General features: G+C 67.7%; 13 protein-coding genes. 11 read left to right on the top strand and 2 right to left on the bottom strand.

Annotated features, from left to right (window positions below; all coding sequences use genetic code 11):
• The first annotated feature begins 48 nt into the window (after positions 1 to 48).
• From QMO14_RS11525 to QMO14_RS11500, 6 genes are all read left to right on the top strand, one after another.
• Positions 49 to 471: a hypothetical protein gene (locus tag QMO14_RS11525; RefSeq protein ID WP_301507308.1), complete on the top strand. Its 423-nt coding sequence runs from the start codon at positions 49 to 51 to the stop codon at positions 469 to 471.
• Positions 472 to 594: 123 nt separating this feature from the next.
• A complete protein-coding gene (locus tag QMO14_RS11520; protein ID WP_301507306.1) occupies positions 595 to 1128 on the top strand; it encodes a DNA-deoxyinosine glycosylase in 534 nt (177 codons plus the stop codon).
• Between the two features lie 12 nt (positions 1129 to 1140).
• Complete coding sequence (locus QMO14_RS11515; RefSeq protein WP_301507305.1) at positions 1141 to 1917, top strand: spermidine synthase; 777 nt, start codon at positions 1141 to 1143, stop codon at positions 1915 to 1917.
• 20 nt (positions 1918 to 1937) lie between these two features.
• Complete coding sequence (locus QMO14_RS11510; protein WP_301507303.1) at positions 1938 to 3734, top strand: GspE/PulE family protein; 1797 nt, start codon at positions 1938 to 1940, stop codon at positions 3732 to 3734.
• Between the two features lie 136 nt (positions 3735 to 3870).
• Complete coding sequence (locus tag QMO14_RS11505; protein ID WP_301507301.1) at positions 3871 to 4359, top strand: tripartite tricarboxylate transporter TctB family protein; 489 nt, start codon at positions 3871 to 3873, stop codon at positions 4357 to 4359.
• Between the two features lie 19 nt (positions 4360 to 4378).
• Positions 4379 to 5890, top strand: coding sequence for a tripartite tricarboxylate transporter permease (locus QMO14_RS11500; RefSeq protein ID WP_301507299.1), 1512 nt, complete (start codon positions 4379 to 4381; stop codon positions 5888 to 5890).
• Between the two features lie 229 nt (positions 5891 to 6119).
• On the opposite strand, the gene QMO14_RS11495 is transcribed toward QMO14_RS11500, so the two are convergent.
• The gene (locus tag QMO14_RS11495; protein WP_301507297.1) at positions 6120 to 7046 is read right to left on the bottom strand and encodes a LysR family transcriptional regulator; all 927 of its coding nucleotides are present in this window, start codon (positions 7044 to 7046) and stop codon (positions 6120 to 6122) included.
• Positions 7047 to 7145: 99 nt separating this feature from the next.
• Here QMO14_RS11495 and QMO14_RS11490 point away from each other — a divergent pair, with 99 nt between their 5' ends.
• From QMO14_RS11490 to QMO14_RS11470, 5 genes are all read left to right on the top strand, one after another.
• Positions 7146 to 8120, top strand: coding sequence for a tripartite tricarboxylate transporter substrate binding protein (locus QMO14_RS11490; RefSeq protein ID WP_301507295.1), 975 nt, complete (start codon positions 7146 to 7148; stop codon positions 8118 to 8120).
• A 127-nt stretch (positions 8121 to 8247) separates the two neighbouring features.
• Positions 8248 to 9861, top strand: coding sequence for a gamma-glutamyltransferase family protein (locus QMO14_RS11485; protein WP_301507293.1), 1614 nt, complete (start codon positions 8248 to 8250; stop codon positions 9859 to 9861).
• A gap of 40 nt (positions 9862 to 9901) precedes the next feature.
• Positions 9902 to 10858, top strand: a complete 957-nt coding sequence (locus QMO14_RS11480; protein WP_301507291.1) for a DMT family transporter — start codon at positions 9902 to 9904, stop codon at positions 10856 to 10858.
• A gap of 36 nt (positions 10859 to 10894) precedes the next feature.
• Positions 10895 to 11686 (top strand): SDR family oxidoreductase, encoded by a 792-nt coding sequence (locus QMO14_RS11475; RefSeq protein WP_301507289.1) that lies wholly within the window; start codon positions 10895 to 10897, stop codon positions 11684 to 11686.
• A 32-nt stretch (positions 11687 to 11718) separates the two neighbouring features.
• Entirely contained in the window at positions 11719 to 13473 is a 1755-nt protein-coding gene (locus QMO14_RS11470; RefSeq protein ID WP_301507288.1) for a DUF5672 family protein, read from the top strand.
• 9 nt (positions 13474 to 13482) lie between these two features.
• On the opposite strand, the gene QMO14_RS11465 is transcribed toward QMO14_RS11470, so the two are convergent.
• Positions 13483 to 14391: a DMT family transporter gene (locus QMO14_RS11465; protein WP_301507286.1), complete on the bottom strand. Its 909-nt coding sequence runs from the start codon at positions 14389 to 14391 to the stop codon at positions 13483 to 13485.
• Between the last annotated feature and the right edge of the window lie 87 nt (positions 14392 to 14478).

Below are 14478 nucleotides of genomic sequence, written 5' to 3'. Positions count from 1 at the left end.
GTGGCACATCCGTCACTCCAATATTTCACTCAAAAAAGGAGCCTCTCCATGACCAAGTCCTTTGTTCGTACCGTTCCCGTCGTCGTCGCCCTGGCGTTGGCATCCGTCGGCCTGTCGGCCGTCGCGCAGACCGCAGCCACCACCACCGAGCCATCCACCACCGAGAAGGTGAAGGAAGCCGGCAAGGACGCGGTGCACGCCACCGAGCGCGGCGCTGAAAAGGCCTGGGACGCCACCAAGAGCACCACCAAGAAGGCCGTGAACGCGACCGAGCGCGGCACCAAGAAGGCCTGGAACGCGACCAAGCACACCACCAAGAAGGCGACCAGCGCCACCAAGAACGCAGCCGCCAAGACCGGCGAGGCCGTCGAGAACGCCGGCCACAAGACGGCCGACGGCATGCGTTCCACCGGCAAGGCCATCGGCGAGAAGATCCCCGGCACGGCCGAGAACGAAGCCGCCAAGAAGTAAGCAGTTCCGGACTGGTTCCGGACCTGTTGCGCAGCCCTTCCAGGCTTCGCGAAAGAACCCGCTTCGGCGGGTTTTTTCATGGGCGGCGAAAGCACGCGCGCGACAGTGGCACGATTGCCGCCCATGAATCCTCCCGCCGCATCCATGGCCGCCGCGAGCCCGCTGCTCACGGGGCTCGCGCCCATCGTGTCGCCGGCCACCGCCGTGCTGATCCTCGGCAGCTTTCCGGGGGTGAAGTCGCTCGAGCGGCAGCAGTACTATGCACACCCCCAAAACCAGTTCTGGAAGATCTTGCAAGCCGTGTGGCCCGACATTCCCCAGCCTTCGGGCGCCGACAGCTATGGGCCGCGCTGCCAGTGGCTGCTCGACCGCGGCCTGGGCGTGTGGGACGTGTACGCGTCCTGCGAGCGCGAGGGCAGTCTCGACTCGGCCATCCGCGCGCCCGTGGCGAACGACATCGCCGGCCTGCACCTGCCGAAGCTCGCGGCCATCGCGCACAACGGCGGCGAGAGCTTCAAGCATGCGCGCCACACGCGCACCCTTGGCGTGCCGGTCTACCAGCTGCCTTCCACCAGCCCCGCCAATGCGTCGTGGAGCTTCGAGCGCAAGCTCGCGGCCTGGCGCGAGGTCCTGGCCGCCCACCAACTAGTCGCCTGACCGGCCGCATCGATGGCATCGAGCAAAACTCCTGTTTCCCTCCCTGAAGTCAATTTCTCCGACTGGGGCGACATCCGCTACCTGCACCTCGGCACCGAATGGGTCCAGGGCTCCATGAAGCTCGATGCGCCCTTCGAGATCGAGCTCGAGTACGTGCAGCGCATGATGGCCTGGCTGCTCTTCGTCGACGGCAAGACCGTGGCCGGCCGCCATGCCATGCAGCTCGGCCTGGGCGCGGCCACGCTCACCAAGTTCAGCCGCAAGATCCTGCGCATGCGCACCACCGCGATCGAGCTCAATCCGCAGGTGGTGTCGGCCTGCCGCGGCTGGTTCAAGCTCCCGCCGGACGACCCGAAGCTGCGCGTGGTGATCGCCGATGCCGCCGCCGAGATCCGCAAGCCCGAGTGGCACGGCACGGTCGACGCGCTGCAGGTCGACCTGTACGACCACGAGGCCGCCGCGCCCGTGCTCGACAGCGAAGACTTCTATGCCGACTGCCGCGCGCTGCTCACTGAAGACGGCTGCATGACGGTCAACCTCTTCGGCCGCTCGTCGAGCTATGAGCGCAGCCTCGAGAAAATCTCCACCGCCTTCGGTGCCGACGCCGTCTGGGCCTTCAAGCCGACGCGCGAAGGCAACACGGTGGTGCTCGCGCAGCGCACGCCAAGCCGCCCGAAGCGCGAGGCGCTTGCCGAGCGCGCTCAAACGATCCAGACTCGCTGGGGCTTGCCCGCACCGAAATGGCTGCGGGTCTTCAAGCCACTGAATCCGACACTCACCCGAACCTGAACTCGAACGACCAACGGCACATGAGCGCTGTACCCGCTGCTTCCGCCCCCGCCCCGCTGGCCGCGCGCCACGAAGGCCCGCTCGACCTGCGCCGCCTGATCGAATGGCTCGCCGCCGATGGCGTGATCTCCCCCGTCGAGGCCAAGCGCACCATCGCACGCTGCGCGCAGGCCGAGAGCCGGCAGGCCCCGCTGGTGCGCCTGGCCAACGTGGCCATGACGCGCGAGAGCGACAACAAGCCGCTCGATCTCGAAATGCTCACGCAATGGCTCGCGGGCCGCGCGGGGCTCTCCTATCTGCGCATCGACCCGCTCAAGGTCGACGTGGGCAAGGTGGCCGACACCATGAGCGCGGCGTACGCCGAGCGCCACAAGGTGCTGCCGGTGCAGGTGCTGCCCAACGAGGTGGTGGTGGCCACGGCCGAGCCCTTCCTCACCGACTGGATTGGCGAGGTGGAGCGGCAGGCGCGCCGTTCGGTGCGGCGCGTGGTCGCCAACCCGGCCGACATCCAGCGCTACACGGCCGAGTTCTTCGCGCTCGCGAAGTCGGTGCGCGCCGCGCAGAAGGCCGGCGGCAACACCAGCACCACGAGCTTCGAGCAGCTGGTGGAGCTCGGCAAGAGCAACAAGCAACTCGACGCCAACGACCAGAGCGTGGTGCAGGTGGTCGACTGGCTGTGGCAGTACGCCTTCGACCAGCGCGCCAGCGACATCCACCTGGAGCCGCGCCGCGAGCAGGGCGTGATCCGCTTCCGCATCGACGGCATCCTGCATCCGGCCTACCAGATGCCCATGGGCGTGATGAACGCGATGGTCGCGCGCATCAAGCTGCTGGGCCGCATGGACGTGGTCGAGAAGCGCCGCCCGCTCGACGGCCGCATCAAGACCCGCAACATGCGCGGCGACGAAGTCGAAATGCGCCTGTCGACCCTGCCGACCGCCTTTGGCGAGAAGATGGTGATGCGCATCTTCGACCCCGACACCGCGGTGAAGGACCTCGACGCGCTGGGCTTCGCGCAGCACGACGCGCAGCGCTGGGAGCAGCTCGTCACCCGGCCCAACGGCATCATCCTGGTGACCGGGCCCACGGGCTCGGGCAAGACCACCACGCTGTACTCCACGCTCAAGCGCGTGGCGACCGAGGAGGTCAACGTCAGCACGGTGGAGGACCCGATCGAAATGATCGAGACCTCCTTCAACCAGACGCAGGTGCAGCCGCAGCTCGACTTCGGCTTCACCGAGGGCCTGCGCGCACTGATGCGGCAGGACCCGGACATCATCATGGTCGGCGAAATCCGCGACCTGGCGACCGCCGAGATGGCGGTGCAGGCCGCCCTCACCGGGCACCTCGTGTTCAGCACGCTGCACACCAACGATGCGCCCAGCGCCATCACGCGGCTGATGGAGCTGGGCGTGCCCTCTTACCTCATCAACGCCGTGATGCTGGGCGTGCTCGCCCAGCGCCTCGTGCGCACGCTGTGCCCCAACTGCAAGCAGCCCGACGACACCGTCACCCGCGAGAAGCTGGAGGCCATCGTCAAGCCCTGGCAGATCACGGGCTCGGTGCGCGCCTACAAGCCGGTGGGCTGCGTCGACTGCCGAATGACCGGCTACATGGGCCGCATGGGGCTCTACGAACTGCTGAGCGTCAGCGAGCCTTTCAAGAGCCAGGTCACGAAGGAGCCCAACCTCGCCGGGCTGCGCCGCCAGGCCGTGATCGACGGCATGCGGCCGCTGCGGCTGGCCGGCGCGTTGCGCGTGGCCGAGGGCGTGACGACCATCGAAGAGGTGCTGAGCGCCACGCCGCCGCTGGAGTAGGGCCTGTTCCCAGCCATCCGGGAGGCGATGAATACTCCCGGGTTATCCCTAAGACTTTGGTTAGTGGAATCCACATCGGCCTGACCGGAAGCTGACTGGACAATCCCGCATCGAAATTTGTTCGAGGAGACTGTTCGTGAAGATCAAGAGTCAGAAAGACTTTTTCTCGGGTCTGATGTTCACGGTGGTGGGTGTGGCGTTCGCATGGGGCGCCACCACCTACACCGTGGGCACCGGCGCCCGGATGGGACCGGGTTATTTCCCGTTGATGCTCGGCATCCTGATGGCCCTCATCGGCCTCGGGATCATGTTCACCGGGCTCACCGTCGAAACCACCGACGGCGAGAAGATCGGCAAGTGGGCCTGGAAGCAGGTGGTGTTCATCCTGGGCGCCAACCTCGCATTCGGCGTGCTGCTCGGCGGCCTGCCGAGCATCGGTGTTCCGGCCATGGGCATGATCATCGCCATCTACGCGCTGGTGATCATCTCCAGCCTCGCGGGCCACGAGTTCAAGCTGCCCAGCGTGCTGGTCCTGGCCACCGTGCTGGCCGTCGGCAGCTACGTCGCCTTCATCTGGGCGCTCAAGCTCCAGATCCAGGTCTGGCCGACCTTCATCACCGGTTGAGAAGAAAGCCGACCACATCATGGAATTGTTTGAACACCTCTCGATGGGTTTTGGCGTTGCCTTTACCTTCACCAACCTGCTGTACTGCCTGATCGGCTGCATCCTGGGCACGCTGATCGGCGTGCTGCCGGGCATCGGACCGGTCGCGACCATCGCGATGCTGCTGCCGGCCACGTACGCGCTGCCGCCCGTGTCGGCGCTGATCATGCTGGCCGGTATCTACTACGGTGCCCAGTACGGTGGTTCGACCACCGCGATCCTTGTGAACCTGCCTGGCGAGTCTTCATCGGTGGTGACGGTGATCGACGGCTACCAGATGGCGCGCAAGGGCCGTGCGGGCCCGGCGCTCGCCGCTGCCGGCCTGGGCTCGTTCTTCGCGGGCTGCGTGGGCACGCTGATCCTGGCCGCATTCGCGCCGCCGCTGACCGAGCTGGCCTTCAAGTTCGGCCCCTCCGAGTATTTCTCGCTGATGGTGCTGGGCCTGATCGGTGCCGTGGTGCTGGCTTCGGGCTCGCTGCTCAAGGCCATCGCGATGATCGTGCTGGGCCTGCTGATGGGCCTGGTCGGCACCGACGTGAATTCGGGTGTCGCCCGCTACAGCTTCGACATTCCGGAGCTCACCGACGGTATCGGCTTCGTGGCCATCGCCATGGGCGTGTTCGGCTACGGCGAAATCATCGCCAACCTTTCGCGCCCCGACGACGAGCGTGAAGTGTTCACCGCCAAGGTTTCGGGCCTGTTCCCGACCAAGGAAGACTTCAAGCGCATGACGCCCGCGGTGCTGCGCGGCACGGCGCTGGGTGCGGCCCTGGGCATCCTGCCGGGCGGTGGCGCGCTGCTGGCTGCCTTCGCGGCCTACACGATCGAGAAGAAGACCAAGCTGAAGCCGGGCGAAGTGCCCTTCGGCAAGGGCAACATCCGCGGCGTGGCGGCTCCCGAGTCGGCCAACAACGCCGGTGCGCAGACCTCCTTCATCCCGCTGCTGACGCTGGGCATTCCGCCCAACGCCGTGATGGCGCTGATGGTGGGCGCGATGACCATCCACAACATCCAGCCGGGCCCGCAGGTGATGACCAGCAACCCCGAGCTGTTCTGGGGCCTGATCGCCTCGATGTGGCTGGGCAACGCGATGCTGATCATCCTGAACCTGCCGCTGATCGGCATGTGGATCAAGCTGCTGTCGGTGCCCTACAAGTACCTGTTCCCGGCCATCGTGCTGTTCTGCGCGATCGGGGTGTACTCGACCAACAACAACACCTTCGACATCTGGATGGTGGGCATCTTCGGCCTGGTGGGCTACACCTTCTTCAAGCTGGGTTGCGAGCCTGCGCCGCTGCTGCTGGGCTTCATCCTCGGCCCGATGATGGAAGAGAACCTGCGCCGCTCGCTGCTGCTGTCGCGTGGCGACTGGAGCGTGTTCGTCACGCGCCCGATCTCGGCGAGCCTGCTGGCTGCCGCGGCCCTGCTCCTGATCATCGTGCTGCTGCCGGCCGTGAAGTCGAAGCGCGAAGAGGCTTTTGTCGAGGATTGAGTTCGCCCCCAGGCTGCGCGCACTTCGTGTCGCGCGCGCCAACCCCCTTCCGGGGGCAACACCTGCGGCCCGGCGAAGCCGGTTCCGCGGAGACCAGATTCGCCCCCAGGCTGCGCGCACTTCGTGTCGCTGCGCCAACCCCCTTCCGGGGGCAACACCTGCGGCCCGGCGAAGCCGGTTCCGCGGTGTTCCACGAAAGACGGCGCCCCCTTCGGGCGCCGTTTCTTTTTCAGGGCTTCTGCGCGCGCGGCGGCTTCATGTGCTGCCGCGCCATCGCCAGGAAGGCCATCGCGGCCGGGCTCAGCGGATGCTTGGCCAGCCGGATGGCGACCACCGGGTACTCCAGCACGGGGCGCGTCACGCCCACGGCGCGCAGGTTGCCGGGCATCAGCACTTCGACATAGCGCGGCGCCAGCGCCACGCCCGCGCCGGCCTGGATGAGGCCGAAGGCGGTCGACAGCATCGAGACGTGATGCACCACCCGCGGATACACGTTGGCCACGCTCGCCAGCTGGCGGCTCACGGCGCGCCACACGTTGGCGTCGGGGTTGACGTGGATGAAGGGCAGGTTTTCCAGATGCCTGGCCTCGACCGATTCATGCTGCGCCAGCGGATGGTCGTCGCGCACGAAGAGCGCCATGCGCTCGGTGAAGAGAGGCTCGGTCGCCAGTTCGGAATGCTTCTGGCCGATGTCCGAGCCGAAGCCCAGGTCGGCCTCCTGCGAGAGCACGCGCGAGATCATCTGCTCGGCCGTGCTGTCGAGCAGCGTGGCCGCGAGCGTGGGGTGTTTCTGCGAGAAGCGGCCCAGCAGCGGCGGCAGCAGGGCGCCCGCGGTCAGGTGGCCCACCGCGAGCACGATGCGGCCCTCGCGCAGCTGCGACTGCGAGCGGCAGGCGCCGACCGAGTCGTCGATCAGCCGCAGCGCGCGCACGGCGGTGTCGACCATCATCTGGCCCGCGTTGGTCATGCGGATGCGGCGCCCGCGCACCACCAGCGGCTGCGCGAGTTCTTCCTCGAGCCGCTTGATCAGATGGCTGATGGCGGGCTGGGTGAGCTGCAGGGCCTCCGCCGCCAGCGTGAAGCTGCCGGTCTCCGCCACCGCCGCGAGCGCCCGCAGCTGCTGCAGCGAGATTTCTTCAGCGAGGACTCTTGTCATAAGCAACGTTGATAGTTGAATAAGCCGAATTATCTGGCTTGATGCGCCAGCGGTGCATAGCATGCTCGGTTCCCACTGGCACAGAATTCTTTCCCGCACATGAAACGCCTCCAGTTCCTCCAGGTGCTCGCCGTCGCGCTGCTCGGCATGGCCGCCTCGTCCGCCAGCCTGGCGCAGGGCTATCCGAACAAGCCGATCCGGCTGATCGTTCCGTTCCCGGCGGCGGGTGCCACCGACCTTTTCGCCCGCACGCTGGGGCAGAAGATGGGCGACAAGCTGGGCACCACGCTGGTGGTCGACAACAAACCGGGCGCTGGCGGCGCCATCGGCTCCGACCAGGCCGCCAAGGCCGCGCCCGACGGCTACACCATCCTGCTGGCCACCACCAGCACGCACGCCATCGGCCCCGCCATCAGCAAGCTGCCCTACGACACGGTGCGCGACTTCACGCCCATCGCGCACGTTGGCGATGCCGCCAGCATCATGCTGGTGCCGGTCAATTCGCCCGCGAAGACGGTGCGCGAGTGGATCGACTACGCGAAGAAGAACCCCGGCAAGCTCAACTACGCATCGAGCGGCAACGGCACCATCGTGCAGCTCACGGCGGAGCTCTTCAAGGCGCAGGCCGGCGTGTTCGTCACGCACATTCCCTACAAGGGCACGGCGCTGGCCATTCCCGACCTGATCAGCGGCAAGGTCGACGTGCTGTTCGACTCGCTGCCCACCGGCATGCCGCACGTGCGCGACGGCCGCCTGCGCGCGCTCGGCGTCACCTCGCTCAAGCGCAGCCCGCTGGCGCCCGAACTGCCGCCCATCGCCGACACGCTGCCCGGCTACGAGTCGAACACCTGGTTCGGCTTCTACGGCCCGAAGAACCTGCCGGCGGACATCGTCGCGAAGATCAACAAGGCCGCCAACGACGCGCTGGCCGACCCCGAGGTCAAGGAAAAGCTCGCGCGCCTGGGCATCGAGCCCGCCGTGCCGGGCACGCCGGACCAGTTCGCGAAGATGGTCGCCACCGACGCAGCCAAATGGAAAAAGATCGTCATCGACCGCAAGATCACCAACGAGTGATGGCTCTCCCCCAGGCTGCGCGAACTTCGTTCGCTTCGCCAACCCCCTTCCGGGGGCAACACCTGCGGCCCGGCGAAGCCGGTTCCGCGGTGTTCCCGATTGTTCAAGTCATCTTTGAAGGCACGTCATGAAGTTTGACTACACCAACCCGTACCTCTCCACACGCATCCCGATCTTCGCGCGCAACGTGGTCTCGACCTCGCACCCGCTGGCCTCGCAGGCCGGGTTGCGCATCCTGCAGCAGGGCGGCAACGCGGTCGACGCGGCCATCGCCACCGCTGCCGTGATGACCCTGGTCGAGCCGGTGAGCAACGGCCTGGGCAGCGATGCCTTCTGCATCCTGTGGGACGGCAAGGAACTGCACGGCCTCAACGCCTCGGGCCCGGCGCCCAAGGCCTGGACGCCCGAGTACTTCAAGAACAAGTACGGCGCCGATGCCGCCACGCCGCCCATGCGCGGCATCGACTCGGTCACGGTGCCGGGCGCGGTGCGCGGCTGGGTCGCAATGAGCGAGCGCTTCGGCAAGCTGCCCTTCGCCGACCTGCTGGCGCCGGCCATCGACATCGCCGAGCGCGGCTACCTGGTGCCGCCGGTGGTGCAGGGCAAGTGGGCCGCGGCCGCGCCGCTGCTGGGTTCGCAGCCGGGCTTTGCCCAGACCTTCCTGCCCTGGGGCCGCGCGCCGGAGGTGGGCGAGATGTTCCGCTTCACGGCCGCCGCACGCGCGCTGAAGGCCATCGCACGCACCAGGGGCGAGGCCTACTACAACGGCGAGATCGCCGAGGCGCTGGCGAAGTTCTCCGTCGAGCAGGGCGGTGCGCTCACCGTGGCCGACCTCGCGGCCTACCAGCCCGAGTGGGTCAAGCCGATTTCGCGCGACTACCGCGGCCACACGCTGCACGAGATTCCGCCGAACGGCCAGGGCATCGCGGCGCTGATCGCGCTGGGCATCCTGGAGAAGTTCGACATCGCCTCGCTGCCGGTCGACTCGGTGCAGTCGCAGCATCTGCAGATCGAGGCCATGAAGCTGGCCTTCGCCGACGTGTACCGCTACGTGTCGGAGCGAAAGACCATGGAGGTGACGACCGAGCAGATGCTCGACGACGCCTACCTCGCCTCGCGCGCGCGCCTCATCGACGTGAAGAAGGCGCAGGACTTCAAGGCCGGCAACCCGGTGAAGGGCGGCACCATCTACCTCACGGCCGCCGACGAGAGCGGCATGATGGTGAGCTTCATCCAGAGCAACTACATGGGCTTCGGCTCGGGCTGCGTGGAGCCCGAATACGGCATCAGCCTGCAGAACCGCGGCCACGGTTTCAGCCTGAAGGCGGAGAGCCCGAACGTGGTGGCGCCGGGCAAGCGGCCGTTCCACACCATCATCCCGGCCTTCCTCACCAGGGACGGCCAGCCGGTCATGAGCTTCGGCGTGATGGGCGGCAACATGCAGCCGCAGGGCCACATGCAGACGCTGGTGCGCATGCTCGACTACAAGCAGAACCCGCAGGCCGCCTGCGACGCGCCGCGTTGGCGCTTCAACGCGGGGCTGGAGATCAACGTCGAGGCCGCGATGAACCCGGCCACGGTGCAGGGCCTGCGCGACCTGGGCCATCACCTGGAAGTGATCAACGACTCGTACCAGGACTTCGGCGCCGGCCAGTTCATCTGGCGCGCGGGCGAGCCCTCGGTGGAGGGCTACGTGGCCGCCAGCGACCCGCGCCGCGACGGCGTGGCCGCGGGGTACTGAGCGCAAGCCAGGGGTTTGCGCTTGCCGCGATGATCGGGGGATGAACAAGACAGCCGCGTCGGCAGGCATCTCTCCACAAGCTCCTCGCGATGCCGCCAGGAAGGGCATCGCCGCCGGCCTCGTCCTCGCCACGCTGGGCGCCATCGCGTTCAGCGGCAAGGCCATCATCGTCAAGCTCGCGTACCGCTACGGCGTGGATGCGGTCACGCTCATCATGCTGCGCATGCTCTTCGCGCTGCCGCTCTTCGCGCTGATGGCGTGGTGGGCCGGGCGCGGCAAGCCGGCGCTCACCGGGCGCGACTGGATCGGCGTGATCGGCCTGGGCTTCTCGGGCTACTACCTCGCGAGCTTCCTCGACTTCGCGGGGCTGGCCTACATCTCGGCCAGCTTCGAGCGGCTGATTCTTTACCTCAACCCCACGCTGGTGCTGTTCTTCGGCTGGCTGCTCTACCGGCGCCACCCGACGCGCCCGCAGGTGCTGGGCATGGTGGTGAGCTATGCCGGCGTGCTGCTGGTGTTCGGCCACGAACTCTGGACCGGTGGCGGCGGCAAGGGCGGCGGCGCGGCGGCCTGGGGCGCTTTCCTGGTGTTCCTGAGCGCGGTGAGCTACGCGGGCTATCTCGTCTACAGCGGCGAGTTCGTCAAGCGGCTGGGGTCGCTGCGGCTTGTGGGGCTGGCGACCACCGTGGCCTGCGTGCTGTGCATATTGCAGTTCGTGCTGACGCGGCCGATGAGCGTGGCGATGGCGGTGGCGCCGGAGGTGGTCTGGCTGTCGGTGCTCAATGCCACCCTGTGCACGGCGGTGCCGGTGCTGATGGTGATGATGGCCATCGAGCGCATCGGCCCCGCGATGGCGGCGCAGACCGGCATGATCGGGCCGCTGTCGACCATCCTGATGGGGGTGGTCATACTCGGCGAACCGTTCACGCCGTGGATCGCGGCGGGTACCGTGCTCGTGATTGCGGGCATTTTCGTTTTCACGCGCAAGGGGCGCTGAAGCCCCTGGCGCTTTTGTTTTCACTGGAGCAAGAACATGGATCTGGGTATTGCAGGCAAGACCGCGCTGGTGTGCGGCGCGAGCAAAGGGCTGGGCTACGGCTGCGCCGAGGCGCTGGTGCGCGAGGGCGTGAACGTGGTGATCGTGGCACGCGGCGCCGAGGCGCTGGAAGCCGCCGCGAAGAAGCTGACCGAGGCGGCTGGCGCTTCGGGCCCCTTCGTCAAGCAAGTGGCGGCCGACATCACCACCGAGGCCGGCCGCGCCGCGGTGTTCGCGCTGGGCCATGACTTCGACATCGTCGTCACCAATGCCGGCGGCCCGCCGCCCGGCGACTTCCGCAACTGGGACCGCGAGGCCTGGATCAAGGCGGTGGACGCCAACATGCTCACGCCCATCGAGCTCATCAAGGCCACGGTGGACGGCATGGCCAGGCGCGGCTACGGCCGCATCGTGAACATCACTTCCAGCTCGGTGAAGTCGCCCATCGACATCCTGGGCCTGTCGAACGGCGCGCGCAGCGGCCTCACCGGCTTCGTGGCCGGCGTGGCCCGCACCGCGGTGGCGGCGCAGGGCGTGACCATCAACAACCTGCTGCCGGGTTCTTTCGACACCGACCGCCTCAAGGGCACCATGGCCGGCGCCGCGCAGAAGTCGGGCCAGGACTTCGACACCGTGTGGGAAGCCCGCAAGAAGAACATCCCGGCCAAGCGCTTCGGCACGCCCGCCGAGTTCGGTGCCATCTGCGCGTTCCTGTGCAGCATGCAGGCCGGCTACATGACCGGCCAGAACATCCTGGCCGACGGCGGCGCCTACCCTGGCACCTACTGAGCGCGATTCACGAGAGCGACGGGAGGCGCATCGTGAGCAGGGAGTCATTCAAAAAAATAACGCTGGTCTCGGTCACCGGCCTGCCCGACGCGCGCGGCGCGGCGCTGGCGCTTCGGCACAGCCAGGCGCAGATGCCCGGTGCCCGCGCGCTGCTGTGCAGCCCGAAGGCGCCGGACGACCTTGCGCCCGGCATCGAACATCTGCCGATCGCGCCGCTGAACTACCACGAGTACAGCTGGTTCATGATGTTCGCGCTCTGGCGCGTGGTGCAGACCGAGTTCGCGCTCGTCGTGCAGGACGACGGCTGGGTTGTCAACGCCGCCAACTGGAGTGACGAGTTCCTGGGCTGCGACTACATCGGCGCGCCCATCCATCTCGCGAAGATCGATGCGTCCCAGGGCACGTACTGGCGCAACCGCTTCGAATGGGCCGACGAACTCGGCAAGCCCGGCCACGTCGTCACGCCGATACAGAACGGTGGCTTCAGCCTGCGCAGCCGGCGCTTCATGCGCGCGCTGGTCGACCATCCGCACATCCGCGTGGAGATTCCGCCGCCCGATGCGGTCGGCGGCGAGCCGCTCAGGATGCACTGGGACCACAACGCGCTGCTGGAGGACGTGCAGCTCAGCGGCGTGCTGCGCCCCGCGCTCGAAGCCGTGGGCATGCGCTTCGCGCCGCTGGAGCTGGCGCGCGGCTTCGCCATCGAGCACGCGGGGCCGCAGCTGCACCATGGCTACAACGCGATGCTGCTCTTCGGGCATCACGCAAAAGTGCGGCAGCTTGCAAGCCTGTCGCCGCTCACGCTGCGTTCGCTGATTCCGCTGTCTCAGCTCGACGGCTGGTATGGCGAGCGCGACATCCTGCAGATGTTCGAGCGCAACGGCTACCGCATCGAGTTCGCGCCGGAGCCCGAGGCGAAGACGGCGGCGATGCCCACGCGCAAGGTCTACGACTGCATCACCTACAACGGCGAGGCCGACATCCTCGCGGCGCGGCTGCACGAGCTGTCGGATTTGGTCGATTGCTTCGTCATCGTCGAGGCCGACCGCACCTTCAGCGGCGAACCGAAGGCGCTGCGCTTCGACCCCGCCGACCCGCGCATCGCGGCCTTCCTGCCGCGCATCCGCTACGTTGCGGTGCACGACATGCCGGTGGTCGACGAGGCGGCCGATGCTGCGGCGGTGGTGGGCGACTGGCATTTCGATACGCCGAAGTCCGGCTTCTGGATACGCGAGAAGTTCCAGCGCAACCAGGTCATGCGCGGGCTGCACGATGCAGCGCCGCACGACCTGGTGATGATCTCGGACGCCGACGAGATTCCGCGCGCCGAGATCGTCCGCGCGATGCGCGACGAGCGGCGGCACGAGGTGTTCGGCCTGTGCCTGGCCTTCTATTACTTCTACGCCAACTACCGCAACGTCGAGGGGCCCGAGGCGTCTTCGGTGTGGACGGTTGCGGCCACTCGAGCAACGCTCGACAGGCTCACGCCCGACCAGCTGCGCATGCGCGTGCGCAGCGGCGCGCAGCCGGGGCTGATCCTGGCGGATGCCGGCTGGCACTTCTCGTACCTTGCGATGAGCGAGGACGCGGTGCGCGCCAAGATCCGGGGCTTCGCGCACCAGGAATACAACTCGCAGGCCTTTCTCGATGCCATCGACATCCCCGCGCTGCTGGCTTCGGGGCGCGACCTCTACGACCGCCCGGGCTATGCCTGGCGCGTGGTGGACAAGGCCGAGGCGCCGCGCTGGATGCGCGAGCGGCCCGAACTGGCGCGGCTCTTCGCCTGAAGGCTGTTGTCAGCGTCGCGACGCCACCACGATCCCGCCCACGATCAGCAGGAACGCCGCGCCGTGATACCAGTGCGGCGGCTCCCGCAGGAAGGCCGCCGACAGCACCGCCGCGAACAGCGGCGTGAGGTTCATGAAGATGCTCGCCGCCTGCGGCCCCGCGCGCTGCACGCCGGTGCCCCAGCAGCGGTACGCCACCACGGCCGGGCCGATGCCGATGAACAGCATCGCAGCGATCAGCGGCCAGCCGAGCTCGATGTGCGCGGGCGTCAGTGTCCATTCGCCGGCGGCCAGCGCCCCCGACCACGCGAGGCCGAACACCAGCTGCGCCATCAGGAACGAGGCCCAGTCCTTGCGCACGGCGGTGGGCTCGTGCGTGCGCGCCAGCAGCCAGCTGTAGAAGGCCCAGGCGATGGTGCCCAAAATCATGTAGAGATCGCCCGGCACCAGCCGCAGCCCGAGCAGCTGCCGCCATTCGCCGCGGCTGAGCACCAGCAGCACGCCCGCCATCGACAGCAGCGCGCCGCCGATCTCGCGGCCGCTGACGCGCGCGCGAAAGAAGAGGGCGCCCACCGCCAGCATCCACAGCGGCAGGCTCGAGCCGACCAGCGTCACGTTGATGGGCGTGGAGGTCTGCAGCGCCAGGTACTGGAAGGCGTTGTACAGGCCGATGCCCAGCAGCCCGAGCACGGCGTAGCGCTTCCAGTGCGCCCACAGCGGGCTGTCGCGGCGCAGCACCTGCGCGGCCAGCGGCAGCAGCAGCACGAAGGCGATGACCCAGCGCACGAAATTCAGCGTGAGCGGCGAGACCAGCTCCCGCACCAGCCGGCCGACCACGGCATTGCCGGCCCAGAGCAGCGGAGGAACGACGAGGAGGAAGACGGTGAGGGGAGCGAGGCGCTGCGGCTGTGTCTGCATGGCCGCCGACTCTACCGGGCAATGATTCCCCGCGCCGTCGCCGGAAGCTCAAACATGGCAGGATGCCTTCCCCATTTTCTTTTCCCT

This window comes from Variovorax sp. CAN15 (genome assembly GCF_030462475.1).
Taxonomy (GTDB): Bacteria; Pseudomonadota; Gammaproteobacteria; order Burkholderiales; family Burkholderiaceae_C; genus Variovorax.
Note: the sequence above shows the minus strand (reverse complement) of the source record. Positions and strands in the feature narration are given on the sequence as shown.

Excerpts from the sequence above, each read along its gene's own strand:
- QMO14_RS11485 (WP_301507293.1), top strand. The coding sequence starts at position 8,248 with ATGAAGTTTGACTACACCAACCCGTACCTCTCCACACGCATCCCGATC.
- QMO14_RS11510 (WP_301507303.1), top strand. The coding sequence starts at position 1,938 with ATGAGCGCTGTACCCGCTGCTTCCGCCCCCGCCCCGCTGGCCGCGCGC.
- QMO14_RS11525 (WP_301507308.1), top strand. The coding sequence starts at position 49 with ATGACCAAGTCCTTTGTTCGTACCGTTCCCGTCGTCGTCGCCCTGGCG.
- QMO14_RS11495 (WP_301507297.1), bottom strand. The coding sequence starts at position 7,046 with ATGACAAGAGTCCTCGCTGAAGAAATCTCGCTGCAGCAGCTGCGGGCG.
- QMO14_RS11515 (WP_301507305.1), top strand. The coding sequence starts at position 1,141 with ATGGCATCGAGCAAAACTCCTGTTTCCCTCCCTGAAGTCAATTTCTCC.
- QMO14_RS11500 (WP_301507299.1), top strand. The coding sequence starts at position 4,379 with ATGGAATTGTTTGAACACCTCTCGATGGGTTTTGGCGTTGCCTTTACC.
- QMO14_RS11465 (WP_301507286.1), bottom strand. The coding sequence starts at position 14,391 with ATGCAGACACAGCCGCAGCGCCTCGCTCCCCTCACCGTCTTCCTCCTC.
- QMO14_RS11490 (WP_301507295.1), top strand. The coding sequence starts at position 7,146 with ATGAAACGCCTCCAGTTCCTCCAGGTGCTCGCCGTCGCGCTGCTCGGC.
- QMO14_RS11480 (WP_301507291.1), top strand. The coding sequence starts at position 9,902 with ATGAACAAGACAGCCGCGTCGGCAGGCATCTCTCCACAAGCTCCTCGC.
- QMO14_RS11520 (WP_301507306.1), top strand. The coding sequence starts at position 595 with ATGAATCCTCCCGCCGCATCCATGGCCGCCGCGAGCCCGCTGCTCACG.
- QMO14_RS11475 (WP_301507289.1), top strand. The coding sequence starts at position 10,895 with ATGGATCTGGGTATTGCAGGCAAGACCGCGCTGGTGTGCGGCGCGAGC.